Origin of the sequence: Candidatus Tisiphia endosymbiont of Ditula angustiorana (assembly GCF_964026425.1) — a bacterium.
GTDB lineage: Bacteria > Pseudomonadota > Alphaproteobacteria > Rickettsiales > Rickettsiaceae > Tisiphia.
On the sequence record NZ_OZ032143.1, the window covers coordinates 1,253,856 to 1,274,566 of the forward strand.

Annotated in this window: 20 protein-coding genes and 1 tRNA gene; 10 read left to right on the forward strand and 11 right to left on the reverse strand. The window is 32.4% G+C overall.

Annotated features, from left to right (window positions below; genetic code table 11):
- Nucleotides 1-24: 24 nt before the first annotated feature.
- The 7 genes from AAGD29_RS05910 to AAGD29_RS05940 all read left to right on the forward strand — a co-directional run bounded on the left by AAGD29_RS05910 (nucleotide 25) and on the right by AAGD29_RS05940 (nucleotide 6,494).
- Nucleotides 25-642 (forward strand): hypothetical protein, encoded by a 618-nt coding sequence (locus AAGD29_RS05910; RefSeq protein ID WP_341757438.1) that lies wholly within the window; start codon nucleotides 25-27, stop codon nucleotides 640-642.
- 420 nt (nucleotides 643-1,062) lie between these two features.
- Complete coding sequence (locus AAGD29_RS05915; protein ID WP_341754084.1) at nucleotides 1,063-2,565, forward strand: NTP/NDP exchange transporter; 1,503 nt, start codon at nucleotides 1,063-1,065, stop codon at nucleotides 2,563-2,565.
- Nucleotides 2,566-3,091: 526 nt separating this feature from the next.
- Nucleotides 3,092-3,167 (forward strand) — tRNA-Phe (locus tag AAGD29_RS05920).
- Between the two features lie 220 nt (nucleotides 3,168-3,387).
- Entirely contained in the window at nucleotides 3,388-4,413 is a 1,026-nt protein-coding gene (lpxD, locus tag AAGD29_RS05925) for a UDP-3-O-(3-hydroxymyristoyl)glucosamine N-acyltransferase (RefSeq protein WP_341757439.1), read from the forward strand.
- Nucleotides 4,410-4,844 carry a 3-hydroxyacyl-ACP dehydratase FabZ gene (gene fabZ / locus AAGD29_RS05930; RefSeq protein ID WP_341757440.1) on the forward strand — a complete coding sequence of 145 codons (435 nt, stop codon included), beginning with the start codon at nucleotides 4,410-4,412 and terminating at the stop codon, nucleotides 4,842-4,844. The genes lpxD and fabZ overlap by 4 nt, the downstream gene beginning before the upstream one ends.
- Nucleotides 4,845-4,846: 2 nt before the next feature.
- Entirely contained in the window at nucleotides 4,847-5,665 is an 819-nt protein-coding gene (gene lpxA, locus AAGD29_RS05935) for an acyl-ACP--UDP-N-acetylglucosamine O-acyltransferase (RefSeq protein ID WP_341757441.1), read from the forward strand.
- Between the two features lies 1 nt (nucleotide 5,666).
- Nucleotides 5,667-6,494, forward strand: a complete 828-nt coding sequence (locus AAGD29_RS05940) for an LpxI family protein (RefSeq protein WP_341757442.1) — start codon at nucleotides 5,667-5,669, stop codon at nucleotides 6,492-6,494.
- A 338-nt stretch (nucleotides 6,495-6,832) separates the two neighbouring features.
- On the opposite strand, the gene AAGD29_RS05945 is transcribed toward AAGD29_RS05940, so the two are convergent.
- Nucleotides 6,833-7,060, reverse strand: coding sequence for a hypothetical protein (locus AAGD29_RS05945; RefSeq protein ID WP_341757443.1), 228 nt, complete (start codon nucleotides 7,058-7,060; stop codon nucleotides 6,833-6,835).
- A 329-nt stretch (nucleotides 7,061-7,389) separates the two neighbouring features.
- Between AAGD29_RS05945 and AAGD29_RS05950 the strand changes: the two genes are divergently transcribed.
- Nucleotides 7,390-8,115: a helix-turn-helix transcriptional regulator gene (locus tag AAGD29_RS05950; RefSeq protein ID WP_341757444.1), complete on the forward strand. Its 726-nt coding sequence runs from the start codon at nucleotides 7,390-7,392 to the stop codon at nucleotides 8,113-8,115.
- A 24-nt stretch (nucleotides 8,116-8,139) separates the two neighbouring features.
- Entirely contained in the window at nucleotides 8,140-9,867 is a 1,728-nt protein-coding gene (locus AAGD29_RS05955) for an aminopeptidase P family protein (RefSeq protein WP_341757445.1), read from the forward strand.
- Here the strand turns inward: AAGD29_RS05955 and AAGD29_RS05960 are convergent.
- From AAGD29_RS05960 to AAGD29_RS06005, 10 genes are all read right to left on the reverse strand, one after another.
- On the reverse strand, nucleotides 9,856-10,773 hold the full coding sequence (locus tag AAGD29_RS05960) for an Rpn family recombination-promoting nuclease/putative transposase (protein WP_341757446.1): 918 nt from the start codon (nucleotides 10,771-10,773) through the stop codon (nucleotides 9,856-9,858). The genes AAGD29_RS05955 and AAGD29_RS05960 overlap by 12 nt on opposite strands.
- 302 nt (nucleotides 10,774-11,075) lie before the next feature.
- Entirely contained in the window at nucleotides 11,076-11,837 is a 762-nt protein-coding gene (locus tag AAGD29_RS05965) for an ABC transporter ATP-binding protein (protein WP_341753860.1), read from the reverse strand.
- 206 nt (nucleotides 11,838-12,043) lie between these two features.
- The gene (locus AAGD29_RS05970) at nucleotides 12,044-12,823 is read right to left on the reverse strand and encodes an ABC transporter permease (protein ID WP_341757447.1); all 780 of its coding nucleotides are present in this window, start codon (nucleotides 12,821-12,823) and stop codon (nucleotides 12,044-12,046) included.
- A complete protein-coding gene (locus AAGD29_RS05975) occupies nucleotides 12,813-13,913 on the reverse strand; it encodes an alanine racemase (RefSeq protein ID WP_341757448.1) in 1,101 nt (366 codons plus the stop codon). The genes AAGD29_RS05970 and AAGD29_RS05975 overlap by 11 nt, the downstream gene beginning before the upstream one ends.
- A 14-nt stretch (nucleotides 13,914-13,927) precedes the next feature.
- Nucleotides 13,928-14,290 (reverse strand): phosphoribosyltransferase family protein, encoded by a 363-nt coding sequence (locus tag AAGD29_RS05980; RefSeq protein WP_341757449.1) that lies wholly within the window; start codon nucleotides 14,288-14,290, stop codon nucleotides 13,928-13,930.
- Between the two features lie 45 nt (nucleotides 14,291-14,335).
- Nucleotides 14,336-15,787, reverse strand: coding sequence for an IS4 family transposase (locus AAGD29_RS05985; protein WP_341757292.1), 1,452 nt, complete (start codon nucleotides 15,785-15,787; stop codon nucleotides 14,336-14,338).
- Between the two features lie 69 nt (nucleotides 15,788-15,856).
- Nucleotides 15,857-16,483, reverse strand: coding sequence for a ribose-phosphate diphosphokinase (locus AAGD29_RS05990; RefSeq protein ID WP_341757450.1), 627 nt, complete (start codon nucleotides 16,481-16,483; stop codon nucleotides 15,857-15,859).
- A 402-nt stretch (nucleotides 16,484-16,885) separates the two neighbouring features.
- The gene (locus tag AAGD29_RS05995) at nucleotides 16,886-17,467 is read right to left on the reverse strand and encodes a phospholipid-binding protein MlaC (RefSeq protein ID WP_341753863.1); all 582 of its coding nucleotides are present in this window, start codon (nucleotides 17,465-17,467) and stop codon (nucleotides 16,886-16,888) included.
- 13 nt (nucleotides 17,468-17,480) lie between these two features.
- Nucleotides 17,481-18,236 (reverse strand): VacJ family lipoprotein, encoded by a 756-nt coding sequence (locus AAGD29_RS06000; protein WP_341757451.1) that lies wholly within the window; start codon nucleotides 18,234-18,236, stop codon nucleotides 17,481-17,483.
- Between the two features lie 7 nt (nucleotides 18,237-18,243).
- Nucleotides 18,244-19,266 (reverse strand): SAM-dependent methyltransferase, encoded by a 1,023-nt coding sequence (locus AAGD29_RS06005; protein WP_341757452.1) that lies wholly within the window; start codon nucleotides 19,264-19,266, stop codon nucleotides 18,244-18,246.
- A 239-nt stretch (nucleotides 19,267-19,505) separates the two neighbouring features.
- Between AAGD29_RS06005 and AAGD29_RS06010 the strand changes: the two genes are divergently transcribed.
- Complete coding sequence (locus AAGD29_RS06010; protein ID WP_341757453.1) at nucleotides 19,506-20,708, forward strand: pyridoxal phosphate-dependent aminotransferase; 1,203 nt, start codon at nucleotides 19,506-19,508, stop codon at nucleotides 20,706-20,708.
- Nucleotides 20,709-20,711: the final 3 nt, after the last annotated feature.

Consider the following 20,711-nt stretch of genomic DNA (forward strand, 5'->3'; position numbering starts at 1 on the left):
ATATAACTTAAGGAAGATATCAAGATGGCAAAATCAAGAAAAAAGGCAGGAGAAGAAAAATATACAGCTAAAGGTTTTTATAAATTAGGAATATATTATAGCAAAAAGGCAGTTTCATTAGAATTTGATAATGGACAACAGGAAAATATAAATGATAACTGGACTAAGGCTGCAAAAAGTTTTTGGCTATCTTTGTGCTTAGGCAATGTAAAAGCTGCTTTTGCCTTTTTTAATTGCCGTTGCCATATTTGTAGCAATGAGAAAGAAGATGTTGAGATAAAAACTCTAATGTATGGAGCAGCCTTACAGCTTACACCCAAAAAATGTACTGAAATGCTACCTAAATACCGAATAGAAATTCCTGAGTCTATGCAGGCTATAATAGATGAGTTTGTAGCAGTAGTGAGAAAAGCTCAATCTGATATTCATGCTGAAGGAGTGAATATAGAAATAGTAAATAGTCAAATAACCAAATGCAACAATCTCATTAATTTACATAGCAAGTTAACGCCTAATTGGTTACCAACATCTACACACGAGGAGGCGGAAGCTTCTTATCCCTATAATGGCGAAGTTAATCTTGGATATCAGAGCAGTGTTAGTGATGATACTGTTAGCCTTCGACATATGTGTCACTACTAGGAGAAGAAGTACAAAGCCAAAACTAGAGTGTACACCCCAGGGTAATTTAAAAGTCACACTTTAAAGTTAAAAAACCGAAATAATTTTAGATGGGCATGTGCTTACAAACGTCATTGCGAGCAGGTTGCTTGCTGCAACCGACGAAGCAATCCAGCAAAAATACGATAATTTTATTTTTTTTGTTTCCTAGATTGCTTCGGCGGCACTTCGTGCCTTCTCGCAATGACGTTTGATGTTATTAATAATTACTTAATTTCAACTCTAGAGTGTGACTTTTAAATTACCCTGAATTGTATGCCTTAGAAAAAACTTGATTATCGAGTAATAATTAGACTTATCTAGCAAAAAATAATCATTTCGTTTGACTTTTCTTGTATATATCTGTATAAGTCCACTGACTTATAATGATAATCAAATAGTATGAATAAGGTGGAAAATAATAGTTATTTCTCAGAAATGAGAAGAGTAGTTTGGCCAATTGAAGGGCATGAAAATAAGAAATTTTTGCCGATGGCGGCTATGATGTTTTGTATTTTGCTCAACTACTCCACTCTTAGATCGATAAAAGATGGATTTGTGGTAACAGATATTGGTCCTGAATCAATAAGTTTTGTAAAAACCTATGTTGTTTTACCAATGGCAGTACTATTTATGGTTGCTTACGTAAAGCTTTGTGATGTGTTAAAACAAGAAAATGTTTTTTATGCTGTAACTAGTTTTTTTCTTGCATATTTTGTCCTATTCACTTTTGTCTTATATCCTTACCCAGAGTTAGTGCATCCTAATCCCGAAACAATCGATGCATTGAGTAATGAATATCCAAATTTTAAGTGGTTCATTAGGGTAGTTGGCAAGTGGAGCTTTGCAATTTTTTATGCTATATCAGAACTTTGGGGAAGTATGATGCTTAGCTTATTATTTTGGCAATTTGCTAACCAAATTACCAAGACCGAAGAAGCAAAACGCTTTTATTCTATGTTTGGTATGTTAGCGAATTTATCTTTACCAGTCACTGCATTAATACTTGGCTATTTTTTAAGCAAAGAAACTCAAATAGTTTCAGAAGAACTGAAATTTACGCCACTACTTGTTATTATGATGAGTAGTGCTGTAGTTATCATGTTGTTATATAGATGGATGAATCAGCATGTTTTAACCGATCCTACTTTATATGACTCAACAAGTAAAGCAACCAAGAAAGGCAAGGTTAAGTTATCTCTCATAGAAAGCTTCAAAATGATTTTTAGCTCAAAATATTTAGGACTTATTGCCTTACTAATTATATGTTATGGTGTGTCAGTAAATCTTGTAGAAGGTGTATGGAAATCAAAAATTCAGCAGCTATATCCAACTAAAGAAGAATATACCATGTATATGGGGCAATTTCAGGCTTGGCAAGGTGTTACAGCTATATTATTCATGATTATTGGCAGTAATATTCTAAGAAGGGTTTCTTGGTTCACAGCCGCTATGATTACTCCTTTGATGATGTTAATTACTGGTATTGCTTTTTTTGCTTTCATTTTCTTTGATAGTACTATTGCGATGTACGTTACTGGTCTATTCACTTCTGGACCTTTGGCAGTAGCAGTGATGATTGGCATGATTCAGAATATTTTAAGTAAGGCAACAAAATATTCACTATTTGATGCTACCAAGAATATGGCATATATTCCTCTTGATAAGGATCTTAGAACAAAAGGTCAAGCGGCAGTAGAAGTTATAGGTGGTAGGTTCGGTAAATCTGGAGGTGGTATTATCCAGTCAACATTCTTTATCTTGCTCCCTGCTTTTACCTTCACTGAAGCTACACCTTATTTTGCTGGTGTGTTTTTTGTTATTGTAATATTGTGGCTATACGCGATCAAAGCACTTAATAAGGAATATAAAGTTCAGATATCTGATGTCAAATCCGAAAGTTAGTTGTAACGAAGTTAGATTGAGGGACTACTCAGTATTTGGTCAACGTGGATCAAAAACGCCAACATAAGTAATAGTGTTTACAGGAGCAAAAACGATGTCATCCTAGCTTTCGCGTACTAGTGTTTGGTTTAAGTCGGTTGTCATCTAAAACTAGAGCATACGTCATCCTGAACTTGTTTCAGGATCTAGGAAATCAAGTGGTTAGCGTAAATTATCGTAAGTAACCTGAATTCGACATTAATTATTATTCTAAGCACCTTCAATGTCACCCCTGCGTAGGCAGGGGTCTAAAAAAATAGCCAAGAAAACTATTTAGACTTTTCTAGCCCCCTGTTTTCGCAGGGGTGACATTGAAGGGGAATCAGAGAGAATGTAGGGTTATTTGTCTAGATAAAAATTATATACTCTTTATCATTTAAAAAATTATATGGACAAAGTTTTTTTAATTAGTTATAAGAAACTCTGCCTTGAATCTTTAGCTGTAGTCAATTGATTTGAGTTTATTACACAATAGGTCTGTTTATACGGCTAGATAGCTCAGTTGGTAGAGCAAAGGACTGAAAATCCTTGTGTCGCCGGTTCGATTCCGGCTCTGGCCACCATCTCTATAATAAATCTCTTATCGTATACTTTATGAAATATCTAGATTGTATAATAACTATTATACAATCATGAACAATATCCTGAAATACAAATTACGCGAACTCGGGATAAGAATTAACTAATTCTTATCCTGAACTGGGGTAAATTATTGTAAGAAAACTTGAGTATTTTCTAACTAGCGTTTATACTGTCGCCATTATTTTGTAAAATTAAATAACCATGATAAACTCACGTTTTTATAAGAAATCTGCTCCTTATAAATTATCAGAAATTGTAAAATTAATAGATACTGAGATAGTATACTCAAATGATTTGTTAATCCATAATGTTAAGTCATTAGAAGAGGCTGATGTTGGTGATATAAGTTTTTTAATTCATAACAAATATATTATTCAATTCCAAAACACTAAAGCTTCATGCTGCATAGTCCCAGAGAATTTTTTGCACGAATCTAATAATGGAACAATTTTATTAAAAACAAAAAATCCGTATTTTGCTTATGCAAAATTAGTAGATTTGTTTTATAGTAAAGCAAAAACTTATCCTAACAAAATTATGCCATCTGCTTATATTTCAGATTCTGCCACTATAGGAAGTAATTGTTATATAGGGCATAACGTTGTTATTGAAGATCATGTTATAATAGGAGATAATTGCATTATAGAATCTGGGACGAGTATAGATTTTGGAGTAGTAATAGGTAATAGAGCATTAATATACTCAAATGTTTCAGTAAGTTACAGTATAATAGGTGATGATGTGGTAATATTAGCGGGAGCGAGAATTGGACAAGATGGATTCGGTTTTGCAACAGATAAAGGAATTCATAAGAAAATTTTGCACACTGGTATGGTAAAAATAGGTAATAATGTTGAAATAGGTAGTAATACTACTATTGATAGAGGATCGATAAATGATACAATAATAGAAGATTTTTGTAGAATAGATAACTTAGTGCAGATAGGACATAATGCTATAATAGGACGGGGGTCAGTTATTGTTGCCCAAGCAGGTATAGCAGGTAGTACTAAGGTAGGAGCATATTGTGCTTTAGGAGGGCAGTCAGGCATATCCGGACATATAGTACTAGGCGATAAAGTCCAAGTAGCAGCCCAATCTGGCGTGATAAAAGATGTTGAACTAGGAGTTACAGTTGGTGGATATCCTGCAGTACCAATTAGAGATTGGCATAAACAATCAGTAATTATGAAGCAACTTGTAAACAAAAAAACGGGATATAGATGACAATTAATATTATAGAAATAATGGAAATGCTACCTCATCGTTATCCATTTTTATTAATAGATAGGGTGCTAGAATTTAAACTTAATGAGTCTATTGTTGGTATCAAGAATGTTACTTTTAACGAGCCGCAATTTACTGGTCATTTTCCTACAAAACCAGTAATGCCTGGTGTGCTAATTATTGAGGCTATGGCTCAACTATCTGCTATTTTAGTAGCCAAATCAATGGACTTCAAAGATAAAGATGTTTTCTTTATGACTATTGAAGAGGCAAAATTTCGTAAAGTTGTTGAACCAGGTGATACATTACATATTTATGCTAAAATAGAACAAAATAGAGGTTCTGTTTGGAAATTTTCAAGTAACAGCAAAGTCAATGATCAGATAGTTGCAGAGAGTAAATTTACTGCAATGGTTAAAAATAGGAATTAACAATGACCTTATCAGCTGTACACGCAACTGCCATAGTAGATCCAAGGGCTTCAATTGGTAAAAATGTCAAGATAGGTCCTTTTTGTACTGTTGGGTCGGATGTGGTTTTGGCGGATAATATTGAGTTAAAATCACACGTAGTTATAGAGGGAAAAACAAAAATTGGTGCTAATACAGTTATATATCCATTTGCTTCTATTGGTCAGCCCCCTCAAATACTTAAGTATGAGGGAGAAGAGTCAGAGGTTATCATAGGCAGTAATAATACTATTAGAGAATATGTAACTATTCAGGCTGGTAGTAAAGGTGGTGGTATGGTTACCTCTGTAGGTAATAATGGTTTATTTATGGTTGGAGTACATATAGCACATGATTGCATCGTAGGAAATAATGTAATTTTTGCAAACTATGCTAGCCTAGGTGGTCACGTTAAAGTTGATGATTATGCCATTATAGGAGGGCTTTCTGCTGTTCTGCAATTCGTACGTATAGGACAACATTCGATGGTGGGGGGTATGTCTGCAGTGAGCAAAGATGTGATTCCATTTGGGGTAGTTACAAATGAAAGGGCATTTCTTGAAGGAATAAACTTAGTTGGGATGAAAAGACGTGGCTTTGATAACCAGGAAACGCTTGATACTATAAAAGCCGTAGATGAGATTTTTATTGGCGAAGGTATTTTTACTGATAGAATTGAGATAGTTTTAAAGCAATATAAAGGTAATCCTATTGTAGAACAAATTATCACTTTTATAAAACAGGATATTACTAGGGTATTTTGTCAGCCAAGAAAAGTTGAGCATGATAAGGTAAGCAGGTAAAATGTTGCAAATATACCCTTTAAAGCAAAAGAGTATAATTGGAATTATAGCAGGAAATGGCTCATTGCCAATTTCACTTGCCAATAGTTTCATTAAGCAAGGCGGGCAATGTTATATTGCAGCTTTGGAGGGAGAAGCAAATCCGGCATTGTATAAGGATTTTACCCACCAATTTTTTAAAATCGGTATGGTTAAGCCAATAATTGAATATTTTCGTAAGTATGATGTAAAAAATATAATTCTTGCTGGTGGTCTAAATCGTCCTAATTTGCGATCAATTAAAGTAGATTTAATGGGATCAAGGTTACTTGCACGCATATTGAAACAAAAATTTTTAGGAGATGATAAACTTCTTAGTATAGTGACAGATTTCCTAGAAGAAAAAGGGTTTAAAGTAATTTCTAGTTATGAAATATTAAGAACAAATAATGATGTTATGACCATAGCTGTTCCATCTAGAATAGATAATACAGATATCGAACTGGGGATAAAGCTATTAGATAGTATAGGATATCTTGATGTAGGACAGTCAGTAATTGTTGATAATGGGTATATTATAGGTATTGAAGCGGCTGAGGGTACAGATAATTTAATAGAAAGATGTTCATATTTACGTAAAAATTCTACAGGTGGTGTACTTATTAAAATGATGAAGAAAGGTCAAGATACTAGAATTGATATACCTACAATAGGAGCAAAGACAATAAGTAACTTAGCTAATTATGGTTATAAAGGATTAGCCATACAGAAAGATAAAGTGATTATTCTAGAGATAGAAAGAACTATTGGACTCGCTAATGAATGCGGACTTTTTATTAAACTTATTTAGTGTATCTAAAGAATTAAGGCAATAGATTTTATCTTACAGCCCCTACTTTCGCAGGGACGTCTTTTTTGCCCTGTAAGTAGTATTACTTACGTTAGCGTTTTTGATCCAAGCTTGCAATGTCAAAACCGATTACAATTTACACTTTCTGCATTAATACTCGATCATTCCGAATCAAACACGTCCACTGTAAGCACTGTTCCTTTTAAGGAACTATTAGACTTAGATTTTAAATATTCTTCGATTTTAGTGCATTTTATGAACGTGTCGAACGGTGAATGTAACATAAAGTCTAGCTTTTCGTCTTCCAATTTTAAGTTTGTAAATTTAATAAGTACTGGCTAAAAGTTTTTCTGCAAAAAAAGTATGGTTAAAAACCATATAGTAATCAAACATATCCAAAGTCCACCTCTAATGTCATATGTACGCTTGATTAGGATTTTTAGAGCATCTTCAGTCTTCTTAGCTTCTCTTATACACTCTGATCTCATGGCAATTATGTAACCTGATATAGTCATAATCTTGCTATATAGTTGTTTTAGATCTTTATCATTAAGATCATTTTGCATAAAACCCTCTTACTATGATTGTAGGTAAAATATTCCTATTCATTATTAGATAGGGTAGTTGAGGTTGCATTTTTAAAAATAAAGTTGCTAAATAAGCAAGAATAAATTTGATTACTGAGCAAATATTGTATATATTCATAAGGCATTTCCTTTTATGATTGAGGTTTTGTGCTTAACTAACATTTAGTATTATTTCGTTTTTATTCAACTTACCTATATTTAGTAGTTGAATTTATGTACTAAATAGTTTTAGTTTTTAAAGTTTATCTTACTAAATAATTCCTTGGTTCATTTAGTAAGATAAACAACTCTACTGTGACAATTTTTTATTGTCAAGAAAAAACCGTTTTTCACGGATCAATTTTATAAAAAAAATATTTACAATGGGCTGGATTGAAAATATAAGAGAATTCCTTGGGAATAAAATGGAAGAAAAACAACTAAAGGCAAGTGATCTTGCTGAACTTACAGGCATTCCTCCAACTACTATGAGAGGGATGTTGGATAATCGACATCCTGAAATAAAAAACATAATCAAACTTGCAAATTATTTTGACTGCTCTATTGATGAAGTGCTAGGTAGAAAGGAATTTGAGTCTCAAGAAAAACAAGAATATATGCAACTATCTCCAGAAGCATTAAGTGCTAATTTGAAGAGCTTTATCAACGAGAAGATGAACAAAAACCAAATGACTCAATACGAATTAGGATCAAAAATTGGTCGTAGTGAAGACAGCGTTCGTCCTTTTTTAAAAGAAGATGATAATAACAAAAAAATGCTAAGTACCGAAGCGGTTATAGCTATTGCTGATTATTTTAAAGCTCCTATTGATGGAATGCTAGGTAGAACTTCGCAGCTTGGAAGAGAGAAACAGGTAGACAGATCTTTAGGTAACTTAAAAACATTGAGTCCTGAAGTTCTAAAAACCGCTCAACTGATTGGGAAATCCATTGCAAGTGATATATCACCTAAGGCTCTGACTACAGATAATGTTGCTCCCAGCCATGTGAGTTCTTTAATTAAGAAATCACCTAATAGCAGCAAAGAAAGGTAAATCTTTTTTATCGATAATAATTTAATGCAAGAACGTATTAGCAATATTAGGAGTCTTTTCGCTAAGTATAAAATAGATGCCTATATAGTACCGTCTAATGATCAATATCTTAGTGAGTATGTTCATGAAAGTGCTAAACGACTGCAATATATGACTAACTTTAGTGGGTCAAACGGTATTGTGGTGATCTGCAAAAATAATGTTATATTTTTCACAGATGGTCGTTATCTAGAACAAAGTAAGCGTGAACTAGATCCAAAAATTTTTGAGATTTTTGATATTAAAGATTTACCCTATTTTCCTTGGGATGATTATTTAGGTAATGATGGTATATTAGGATATGATGCGAAACTCTTCACTAATGTTAAGTTAAAAATATTTTCTAAAATAAAGCCTCGTTTACATAAAATATCTAATAATTTAGTAGATCAAATTTGGCGTAATAGGCCGGCTGAGCCATCATCAAAAATATATATTTATGATGACAAGTTTGCTGGTCAATCGTATAGTGATAAAATTACCATGTGCCGTAATTTACTCACTAAATATTTTGCAGATACCATGATTGTTACTGCAGCAGATTCAATATGCTGGTTATTAAATCTCAGAGCAAGTGACATTCCATATTCACCATTGATGCTTGGTATAGTTCTAATCACTAAGGATCAACTATATTTATTTACTAATCCAAATAGGGTAGACCAAGATATTATACTTGCTCGTCCTCATATAACTATCTTACCTTCAGCACAATTTTCTGATATATTGAGTCAAGCTAATAAAATCCTAATTGACGAAAACTTCACTTCAAATTATATCATAGATTTGCTAAGCACTAAGATAATAGAAAAAATTAATGATCCTTGTCAATTAGCTAAAGCCCGTAAAAACGATATTGAAATTAACCATGCAATTAATTCCCATATTAAGGATGCGGTGGCACTATGCGAATTCTTTGCATATTTATTCGAACTACCAAATTTACAAGATCAAACTGAATATGATTTAGGAGTAATATTAACAGGGTTTAGATTTAAGCAAGATCAATATGTTATGGATAGCTTCCCTACTATATGTGGCTTTAAGGAAAATAGTGCTATAATTCATTACCGAGCAACAAGCACGGGGGCAAAGAAAATCTTAGGTAAAGGCATATTATTAATTGATTCTGGTGGTCAATATAACGGTTGTACTACTGATGTAACTAGGACTCTTGCTATAGGTGGATACCCTACAAAAGAACAAAAATTACGTTACACTCAAGTTCTTAAGGGGCATATTGCTTTGTCGATGATTAAGTTTCCAGTTAATCTTATTACTGGAGCTAATTTAGATGTGCTAGCTCGGCAGTTTTTATGGAGAGATGGACAAGATTACCCACATGGTACAGGTCATGGTGTTGGTAGTTTCTTAAGTGTTCATGAAGGACCACAAAATATTAGTTTACGCAGTAACGTTATTCTAGAGCCTAGTATGATTGTATCCAATGAGCCAGGTTATTATAAAACGAACGAATTTGGCATTAGAATAGAAAATCTGATGTATGTCAAAAATACTTTACAGGATGAAAATTATCTAGAGTTTGACACGCTTACCCTTGTTCCTTATGCAAAAGATTTAATAGATCGCAGAATGCTAAACGCAGATGAGATAAATTATATAGAACAATACTATCAAAAAATTAAACAACAAGTTTATCCTCTACTTTCAATTAGAGGACAGAAATGGTTAAGTAATCAATTACTTTTCTAGCTTATTGATTTCTTCAATACTCAAACCGGTAATCTTTGCTATATACTCAGACGTCATATTTTCTTTAAGTAAAATTTTAGCTATAGCTATAGCTTTTTTCTTTTCACCTCTAGCCTCGCCTCTAGCCTCACCTCTAGTTTTAGCAGCTTTTTCAGCTTGTTCGATTTTGAACTGCTCTACTGCTAGATTATCTAGTTGGGTTTTGGTTATATGATCATAGGTATTTAGCTCTTCTTCTGACCAAGAAGCTTGGTCTATTGCTTGGAAAGCTCTTTTAATAATAATATCGTGACCAATTAAATGCTCCATTTCTATTAAAGTACTATGATGGGCATGTTTAAAGAAATACATCCATTTTTCCTCAATAGTTTCTAGTTGGTCAATGGTTTTATGGAATTTCTGCAGTTCAGCAAAGATAAAGTAAAAATCCTTGAGATCATGTTCATAAGTCTTGTTATCCAACATTCGATGTGTTGATTTCCAATCTTTCTTATCTGGGAACATGATGAAATCGGCAATAGCTAGGAATATCACCCTTTTTAGTTTAGCATATACTGCTAACTTCTTATGATTTTTATCTTCTTTAAGTATCTGCTGTGAATAGGCTTTAGCTGCATAAAATTGAGCTCTTTTCTCAAATCCCTTATGTTCGCTAACCTGCATTTCAATAATTACTTGTGTGCCATTCTGATCTTTACACAAAACATCGACAATAGATTGCCGATATGCAGCAATTACAGGATCTTGGATAGTTTTAAGAAAACTAACCTCAATAATTTGATCCTTTCCCTGATATCCTAAAATATCATTAAGGAAGTGAATTAATATATCTTTATTTTTCTCTGTACCAAAGATTTGCTTAAAGCAAAAATCATTTTTTGGATCAAGAAAACGGGAAATAGCCATAATAAATAACTTGAATTATATAATACTCATTAGTAGTATAGCAAAAAAACTCTCAAGCACTAAGTAATATTCGATAATTTTTTAAAGCTATCGATAAATAATGCTTATACCAAGAAGCTACCTAAAAGACATATTTTACAACTTATACATTAGCTAGTCAACTAAAAATACACCTAAAATTGAAATAATTATAACATTTTTTCAATTTTCAAAAAACTTGGTTAAGAAACTCATTAGGTTCTATGGAGGTTGTTATTTAATTTTGTAGATTTAGTTGACTTTCTATTATTGAATACACCTTACTAAATCTCAATTGGTCCAGTAGTTAAACCATTAACAAATTGTTGCAAGTAAGGATTATCACTATTTTTTATCTCATCTTTTTTACCAAACCATAAAATCTTCCCTTTATAAATCATAGCAACCTCTTTAGCTATCATATAAGCACTATTCATATCATGAGTTATGGTGATGGTAGTAGCCTTTAGCTCCTCTTGAACTTTAATTATTAATTCATTGATAACATTAGCCATGATAGGGTCAAGACCGGTAGTTGGTTCATCAAGGAAAAGAATCAACGGATCGCCACAAATAGCCCTAGCTAAAGATACTCGCTTTTGCATACCTCCGGAAAGCTCAGATGGATAAAGACCCAGTATTTTTGTAGACAAACCTACAGAATTAAGTTTAGATGCAGCTAACTCCTCTTTATTTTTTGGAGATAGTTTATACAGTTTTTCAGTAAAGAATGTAATATTATCTTGAACAGTTAAAGAATCAAAAAGAGCTCCTCCCTGAAATAGAAACCCCATGGTTTCCATCATTTTAAATCTATCTTTACTTGAAATGTTTACAGTCTCCACTTCATCAATAACTATACTACCTTCATCAGCCTGCATTAAACCAACTATAGTCTTTATTAACACTGATTTACCAGTTCCTGATCCCCCAAGAATTACTATTGAACTATTCCGCTTTATATCTAAGTCTATACCATCAAGTACCTTATGATCGCCAAAAGATTTATATAATGAGCGTATTTTTATTTTTGATTCGTTATCCATAATCTATTCTAATATACGCGAATTTGGGATAAGAATTTGTCAATTCTTATCCCAAATTCGGTGAAATTATAGAAACAATCAGATTTGAGACGGCTCTGCATCTGATTGTTAAATTAATATTTTGCTAAAAACATGATTTTAAAAGATTAAAATCATGTTTTTAGCTTTAGAAAGGTTTAAAATGCATTCGCGTATGTCATCGAGTCTTATACTTTAAAAAACAACTCTGTTATCAAGTAATTACTGATTAGAATAAGAACTGAAGAATTTACTACCGCGGAAGTTGTACTCGTCCCAACTCCTTTTGCTCCTGTACCTGAATAGTAACCACTATAACAACTTACTATTGAGATAATAAAACCAAACACTGCTGCTTTTACCAAGCCAGAAATGACATCTATTGGTTCTAAAAACTTAAAGCTATTCGTTATATAATTAAAGCTATTAAAATCAAGCTTATAAACACTTACCAAATAACCACCCATTACTCCTAATATATCACCTATTAATACTAAACATGGTAACGTAATAACTGCTGCTAGTACTCTTGGAAAAACTAAATATTTTATGGGATCAGTTGACAAAGTATAAAGTGCATCTATTTGTTCAGTCACTCTCATAGTAGCTATTTCAGCAGCAATTGATGCACCAATCCTACCAGCAACCATAAGACCAGCAAGAACTGGACCAAGCTCTCTAGTTATTGAAAGAACTACCACCGTAGCTATTGAACTTTCAGCCGAAAAACGAGAAAAACCTGTATAGCTTTGTAATGCCAGCACAGCACCAGAAAAGAAGGTAGTCATAGCTACAACTGGTAGGGAATAAAAACCTATAGACAATAACTGTTTTAACACTAAGTTGTAGTATAAAGGTCTCTTAAAAATACTAGTGACTCCCGCAATAGTAAATAGAGAAAAAGCCCCTATAGTCCTTGCAAAATTAATAGTATGTTTACCTAATAAATTAACGGTATCAAGAATCATTTTTATATACTCTCTTATATCTACTACCTAGTAGAGTGAGAATTTCATAACCAATGGTATTTATTATATTCGCTATTTTATCTAAAGTACAATAATTCCCTATAATTTCAGCTTGTTGTCCTAGGAAAATTTTGTTTGGTGGTAGTTCAGTAACATCAATAGTAATTGAATCCATTGATACCCTGCCAACTACAGGAGCTGAATGCGAATCAATAACTACTACCCCACAATTGCTAAAAGCCCGGGGATAGCCATCAGCATAACCAAGAGGCAAGGTAGCAATTAGTCTATTACTATTTGTTTTAAAGGTCATATTGTAACCAATGTAACTTTCCGGTGGTAATTCTTGCAATTGTATTATTGGAGCAGTCAGTCTTATTGGATTATGCATCGGATTTTCCAAGGCATTTCCCAAAGGATTAAGTCCATATAATGCTGCACCAGGACGTATTAAGTCAAAATGATATTCTTGTCCTAGAAATATACTACTAGAGTTAGCTAGACTAGCTTTGACTTTTGGGAAATATTTTAAATAACGCTTAAACTTTTTTAATTGTTGTAAATTATAAGGATCATCAACTATTTCAGATGTAGATAAATGACTTATAATATACTGCAATTCAAGACCAACTAATAGATCGGGTTTGTCTATTATATGTTGCATTTCTGTGTCGAGCATTCCTAAGCGATTCATACCAGTATCAACATGGATTGTACAGCGTAGCACTTCTTTTTTAAGAGTAGCAAATTTTTGCCAAATTTCAACTTGCTCTAAACTATTAAGCACAGGAATTAAATTACTATTCCTAAATTCCTCAACATCATTGCTAAATACACCATTAAACACAAAAATATTAGATTTTTGCCCCAATACTTTACGTAATGATATTCCTTCATCAACTGAGGTTACAAAAAAACTTTGACAATTCTCCATCTGTAAGGCTGGTGCGATAGCATCAGCACCAAGTCCATAGCTGTTAGCCTTTACCACGGAAGCAATCTCTGAAGTTTTACAAATTTTAGAAATAATACGATAATTAGCACGAATTTTTGCTAAGTCTATTTCAAGTGTACATTTATCAGTATGCATAAAGTTCTAAATTCTCATAATCTTACAGATTTTTGTAATGCTGCTATAATAATTGGAGCAACCGATATTACATGGAACTTAGATGGTAAATCAGTAGTTTCTATTGTATCAGTTATATATACGTTCATTACATCAGAATTCTGAATATTTTCTTTAGACATTCTAGAAAGCACTGGGTGAGTTATAAAAGCATTGACAGATAAAGCTCCTACTTCCATTAATAGCTTAGCTCCCTTACAAAGGGTTTCGCCACTATCAACAATATCATCAATTAATATACAATGCTTGCCGGAAACGTTACCTATTATTTCTGACATTTGACATTTATCATTAGAGCTCTTGATATCTCTACTTTTATTAATAACAGCTATATTCATGTTAAAAAGCCTATTCACATCACGTACACGTACAAAACCTTACTATTACCCACAAATATTAGAGTTAGCTAATTGATAACCTTGAACTAGATCAAATAACCGTTGCCATCCTCTCCACAATACAATAGGACCAGGCTCTAGATCATTTTTTCTTGCTAAATACCCACCCAATTTAGCAACCCATATTATAGCATTTTTTATTGTAGGAATTGTATTATTAGGGGGAGCTGCTTTGTGTATCTTTACATACAAAACTCGCCATTCTTCTTCAGCTAATATTACACTACATGGTAGATTAGGATTAGTTCTGCCAATTAAAGTAATAAAAAAAATTCTCCAAGCAATTATGCTCATGATTGTCAAGTATTTTATTAATCTTTCTCCTGTTGCAAGTCTACATTGTTCAACCCTAAATCCAGATTTTAAAATTTTATGAAAAATTTCAATTCTCCATCTTAAACAATACCATCTTACTTTCTCTATAGCTTCTTCAAAATTATTGATAACTATATTGGTTAGTAACATCCATTCTAATGGTGTTGTTCCACTAGGGGGACGACGCTCAATAACATTGATGGCATATACTGGTAAATTTGGCAATGTTTCTGTTTTATGTCTTACATTGTTTACAGGAGGATTCATTATAAATTTTCCAAATCTAACTTCCAAATGTCTAATCCTATTAGCTTTATTTTCTTGACTAGTATCTTTAACTGCTATTTCTCCAGCACACTGGAAACCCGATACTACCTTCCACAAATATTGTCTATCTTTTTTGGAATATTTTGACTTTTTATTTATTTCTCTATCCTGTGCAGCTCTAACTAAAACTTTAGATTTCTGAGCTTGTGCCAATTCAAAAAAATCATATATATCAGCTTCTCTATCACAAACAGTTATAATTTGGGTATTACTATTATTCGTTGCATTAATAGTGTTCTGTAATGCATTAAGCCACTTCATACTTTCTTTATCTTTAATATGTACCGCATTACCATGACTAGTTTTTTTTAACTGTTGTATTTCTTCAGGCACTGCTGGTCTATTGTGAATCTTTTGATCCAACAACCCAAGTGCTAATCCATTGGTAGCAACCGCAAAGGCAGTATGCATTATCAGACCTTTACATTCAATATTTTTAACATTCTTTCCCTCTTTTCTTGATAACACACCCAATCCAGTAGTTTTTTTATGACTAGTATATGTGATATAACTAGTATCTTGTATAACAAGAACTTTATCATGCTCTTTGATTCTTTCTACTGCTTTAGCAATATGGGCTTCTAATATTTTTGATTCCTTAACATTATCGTTTTTAAAAAAACGATATGCTGCTTTTGTTTCTGCCCAATTTCCACATGCTTGATTAATTGAGCTTTCAGGTATATTTGCAAAATTATCAGCTATCTTTATTAACCTATTTGTCAGCCTTTTATCACCCAAAATAGCTCCACTAAATTCCTCGGTCAAATAATTATTTATTATTTCTTGACTCATACTATACCTCTACAATGTAATATTTTAATTGCAAATCAGTATATTATTTTTACTTCTTTTTCACCATTGTTATTTTGTGGGTAATAGTAAGCGTACAAAACCACCAACATCTGGAGATACAATAATAGAATTATTATAAGTTTCAATAATCGGAGCAAATAAACTTATTGGATCAAGATTTTGTACTGGAATTTTAAAAAAACCCTCTAATTGCTGTGAATGCAAATCGACAGTTATTACATGATCAACACCAGCAACTTCCAGCATACTCGCTACAAGACGGCTTGATATTGGAGTAAAACTACAAGATCTACGATCTTGGCGGCTATAACCAAAATACGGTATAACCGCAGTTACTTGTGAAGCTCCCGCTCTTTTTACCGTATCAACTAATAATAAAAGTTCCATCAAGTGGTTATTGGCTGGTCTAGAAGTAGATTGTACTATAACAACATCACACTTATGCATATCTTCAAGGATTTCCACCCTTGTTTCAGCATCATCGAAAGTTGTAATATAAGTTTCGACATATTTACAATTTAGTTCCTCAGATAAACATCTAACTAATTTTTTATGACTAAGACCTGCAAGAATTTTCATGCTAATTATAATAATTGGTTTAAGTTTTTGTAGTATACAATAATTATAATTTGCACTAAGTGTTTTATGAAAAATATTTTTATTATTTCTATTCAAGTTGTCGTCTATTACTCGATAATCAAGTTTTTTCTAAGGCATACAATTCATGGTAGTTTATGTCATCCCAGCGTAGGCTGGGATCTAAAAAAGTTTAAATAGTTTTTAGGCTATTTTTTTAGATTCCCGCCTACGCGGGAATGACATCTTCTCGGCTTCTTTTCATGATTTTCAAACTGCCATGAATTATATAACTTAATAAAAACTTGATTATCGAGTATATGACAAGTTTCATGGATTGCCACGCTCACGTACATTCGCTCGCAATGACATATGCGTCTATAAAACGTCATTGCGAGGAGACCGTAGGTCAACGAAGCAATCTATATGACAAGCTTCATGGATTGCCACGCTCACATACGTTCGTTCGCAATGACGTATAAGTATACGCCTTTTAAAAAATCACGACTTTTTCATCAATTCATCTATTAACTTATCAAAACCACTATTACTGAGAATATTCATGAACTCTGACTGTTGAGAATTGATAAGACTAACACCTTCTGTAATAACATCTGAGACTTTTAAATTAGTTTTATCGCTTGCACCCTTTACTTGACGCACTAAGTAATTTACTTTAGCAGTTCCTATTAACATTTCTACCATAAACTCTCCTTCATCAAGAACACGCACTTGTTGAACTTTAGGTTCTTGACCATGGTAATTCTTTACTAAATCAGCATAGGACTTGCTTACATAATTACTGTAAACTTCTGTGAATTGTTTAATTTGTTCAGGAGTTAGAGTTCTTCTGTAAACACCAAGGGTAAATTTAGCCATCCAATTCAGATCTAAGTTAGCTAAAATTAGCTTTTTACTTTTAGCAATTTTAGCGTCTTGATTTAAACTCTCATCATTAAATACGTCTAGCCCATCTTTTATTAGCTGATTAACATAATTATCAATCACCTTGTTATCAGTAGTAGCACAGTAGGCTGACAAAGACAGGAAACTTAAAATTAAATAAACAATAATTTTTTTCATAATTTTGCATTTTTTAATTAGGTTTAAGGCATTTAAATTGCTTAGGATAGCAAATTACAGATTCACGATTTTGATGCGTAGCTGATCTTACAGCTATGTAAGGATCAGTAGAACTACATCCTATATAGTCAGTAAACGGTAATAATCCTAACCTAGTATTTATAAGTTGTACACCAGAAACTATGATTTCAAAATCTCTATGTACCGCGTACATTATAGGATTTAAGTAACTATTTGTAAATATAGCATCTGTACTATCTCTTGCATTAGTACCACCAAGAAATGGTATGACTAAATATGGTCCAGGACCAACTCCATAGTGGGCGAAAGTACTACCCAAAGTTTGTTTGGTAACTCTCAATCCAATTTTATCTGCCACATCAAATAACCCACCTATACCAAACGTAGCATTGATTAAAAATCTCCATAGACTTTTCATAGTTTGATCATAATTCATCTGTAAGCCATAATTGACAACAGTCAAAGGCATACTAATGTTATCTAGAAAACTACTCACTCTAGCCCTAGTATAATTATTACTAATTCGTTTATAGCCTATAGTAATAGGTCGTAAGAACAGATAGTCTAAAACAGAATTAAAGGCAAAGATTTTACGATTTAGTTTCTCATAAGGGTCATAGACTTGAGTACACCCCTTACCTTCATTATAAACATACCTAAAATCTTCATCATCTTGAGTATTTTGAGTACTTGCTATTGCAGTTATACTAGAAAAATTAATTAACAATAGTAATATAAATTGCTTCATGGCGTCATTAATGGTTTTTCTTACAAATCACCATATAGTATTTATCATTTTTTTCTAGAGCTAATTCTTCACTATTTAATATGGTAAACTTAGTTTGACCTAAAGCTTTCTTAATATCTGCTATAGTAAAAATAAATCCTTTTCTCTTTAATGAAAGGTTTGTGACGTTATCTATTGGTAAACAAAATGCAAAATATCCTAATGCATTGACTATAGAATAAATAGAATTAAAGTAATATAATAGGTTTTTAGTAAAAGAAAGAGAGTTAAAACTTAGTACTACATCATATTTATTAGAGTCGTGTTTAATAAAATCCGATATTGAAATTTCTAATAACTGATCATAAATATTGCCATATACGGTAACAAGCTTATTCATAATTTCTGAATTTTCAACACCGGTAAAAGTACAGCCATCAGGAAAACGCTTTTTCACTTCATAACCCACTAGACCTATATTACTACCTAGCTCCAAAATATGGTAATTATCAGGTAAGTCTGTTATGTTATTCATAGTTGTGCTTACAAAACTGTAAGGTAGGTATAGTTTATTATTACTACGAAATTTATTGCCATAATATTCAGCGGTAAGATTTCTATATTGATGCCAAATTTGCGGTGGAATCTCTGACAAATTATTATAATTTTGTAGAAAAGATTCTAACCTTACTTGATCAGCTTCAAAAGCTTTTTGTAGATGATACAAAGCTTTTTCATAATTATTTTTTAAGAAATATGTCCAACCAAGCCAATAATTAGCTTGATGGTCGTTAGGAGAAAAAATTTTATCAACCAATTTGAGCCTTAGTATAGCGTCATTTAAGTTATTTTTATACAAATGTTCTATACCAAGATTAAAATTAGTTTCTTTTAAGTGTGTTACCTTATATTTTACATCGACAAAATAATTGATACACGTAAAAATTTTCTCCCTATACCAAGATGGAAAATTTTTACTACAATGATAATATAATTTTATTTTGTCTTTTATTAAGCCGTAACTGTTACGAATAATTTTGCTGCCGAACATAAATTGCTATGAATTTGATTTTGTAAACATATATTCATCATATAATAACATATATATCAAATGACACTAATAGTTATAGTAATAAATTATATAAAATAAATCATATTGTACTATTTTGCTTTCAATAATTGTTTTTTTTTAACAACATAGTATAATACACACCAATTTGGGATAAGAATTGACAAATTCTTATCCCGAATTCGCGTAATACGAAAATAATTATAAGGTTCTACAGAATCATGTCACTTATTGCTAAACGCTTAGATCTAATAAAACCATCTCCAACTTTAGCTTTAGTCAAAAAAACATTTGAACTAAAAAAGCTAGGTAGAGATATAATCTCTCTTGGGGCTGGTGAACCTGACTTTGACACACCCAATAATATCAAAGAGGCTGCAATTAAAGCGGTGCGAGATGGTTTCACAAAATATACAAATGTTGATGGCACTTTGGAGCTTAAACAAGCAGTACAGACTAAATTCAAGTATGAAAATAATTTAGATTATGAGTTAGATGAGATAATAGTATCAAGCGGTGGTAAACAAGTAATCTATAATTTATTTATGGCTTCCCTTAACCAAGGGGACGAAGTAATTATTCCCAGTCCTTACTGGGTCTCATACCCAGACATGGTAATGTTAGCTGAGGGAATTCCGGTATTTGTTAACTGTGGCATTGACAGCAATTTTAAGCTTACTGTTGAAGCTCTAGAGCAAGTAATTACCCAAAAAACTAAATGGTTAATTATTAACTCACCGAGTAATCCAACAGGAGCTGCATACTCTTACCAAGAGCTAGTAGATATTGCTGAATTACTACGCAAATATCCCAATGTAAATATTATGTCAGATGATATTTACGAGCATATTATTTTTGATGATTTTAAATTTTATACTTTTGCCCAAGTAGCACCGGATTTAAAAGATCGAATATTTACTGTTAATGGTGTATCAAAAGCTTATTCTATGACAGGATGGCGTATAGGATATGGGGCTGGTCCTAAATCATTAATTAAGGCAATGACTGTTATTCAGTCACAAAGTACTTCTAACCCCTGTTCTATAAGCCAAATGGCAGCTATTGAAGCTTTAACTGGCACTCAAGATTTTATTAGGCCTAATGCAAAAAACTTTCAAGAAAAACGTGATCTAACCTTATCAATCCTAAGTGATATTAAGGGTATTAGTTGTGATAAACCAGCAGGAGCATTTTATCTATTTCCTAAATGCAATGAATTATTTGGTCTTAAAACCCCTTCTAGTAAAATTATCAAAGATAGTAACGACTTTGGAGAATATCTGCTTGAAGAATGTAACGTTGCAGTTATTCCTGGTATTGCATTTGGTCTAGAAGGTTATTTTAGAATTTCATACGCAACTTCAATAAACAATTTGGAGCAAGCATGCTCGCGTATAAAGAATGCTTGTAATCAATTAACGTGATAA

Excerpts from the sequence above, each read along its gene's own strand:
- AAGD29_RS05910 (WP_341757438.1), top strand. The coding sequence starts at position 25 with ATGGCAAAATCAAGAAAAAAGGCAGGAGAAGAAAAATATACAGCTAAA.
- AAGD29_RS05915 (WP_341754084.1), top strand. The coding sequence starts at position 1,063 with ATGAATAAGGTGGAAAATAATAGTTATTTCTCAGAAATGAGAAGAGTA.
- lpxD (WP_341757439.1), top strand. The coding sequence starts at position 3,388 with ATGATAAACTCACGTTTTTATAAGAAATCTGCTCCTTATAAATTATCA.
- fabZ (WP_341757440.1), top strand. The coding sequence starts at position 4,410 with ATGACAATTAATATTATAGAAATAATGGAAATGCTACCTCATCGTTAT.
- lpxA (WP_341757441.1), top strand. The coding sequence starts at position 4,847 with ATGACCTTATCAGCTGTACACGCAACTGCCATAGTAGATCCAAGGGCT.
- AAGD29_RS05940 (WP_341757442.1), top strand. The coding sequence starts at position 5,667 with ATGTTGCAAATATACCCTTTAAAGCAAAAGAGTATAATTGGAATTATA.
- AAGD29_RS05945 (WP_341757443.1), bottom strand. The coding sequence starts at position 7,060 with ATGCAAAATGATCTTAATGATAAAGATCTAAAACAACTATATAGCAAG.
- AAGD29_RS05955 (WP_341757445.1), top strand. The coding sequence starts at position 8,140 with ATGCAAGAACGTATTAGCAATATTAGGAGTCTTTTCGCTAAGTATAAA.
- AAGD29_RS05960 (WP_341757446.1), bottom strand. The coding sequence starts at position 10,773 with ATGGCTATTTCCCGTTTTCTTGATCCAAAAAATGATTTTTGCTTTAAG.
- AAGD29_RS05965 (WP_341753860.1), bottom strand. The coding sequence starts at position 11,837 with ATGGATAACGAATCAAAAATAAAAATACGCTCATTATATAAATCTTTT.
- AAGD29_RS05970 (WP_341757447.1), bottom strand. The coding sequence starts at position 12,823 with ATGATTCTTGATACCGTTAATTTATTAGGTAAACATACTATTAATTTT.
- AAGD29_RS05975 (WP_341757448.1), bottom strand. The coding sequence starts at position 13,913 with ATGCATACTGATAAATGTACACTTGAAATAGACTTAGCAAAAATTCGT.
- AAGD29_RS05980 (WP_341757449.1), bottom strand. The coding sequence starts at position 14,290 with ATGAATATAGCTGTTATTAATAAAAGTAGAGATATCAAGAGCTCTAAT.
- AAGD29_RS05985 (WP_341757292.1), bottom strand. The coding sequence starts at position 15,787 with ATGAGTCAAGAAATAATAAATAATTATTTGACCGAGGAATTTAGTGGA.
- AAGD29_RS05995 (WP_341753863.1), bottom strand. The coding sequence starts at position 17,467 with ATGAAAAAAATTATTGTTTATTTAATTTTAAGTTTCCTGTCTTTGTCA.
- AAGD29_RS06000 (WP_341757451.1), bottom strand. The coding sequence starts at position 18,236 with ATGAAGCAATTTATATTACTATTGTTAATTAATTTTTCTAGTATAACT.
- AAGD29_RS06005 (WP_341757452.1), bottom strand. The coding sequence starts at position 19,266 with ATGTTCGGCAGCAAAATTATTCGTAACAGTTACGGCTTAATAAAAGAC.
- AAGD29_RS06010 (WP_341757453.1), top strand. The coding sequence starts at position 19,506 with ATGTCACTTATTGCTAAACGCTTAGATCTAATAAAACCATCTCCAACT.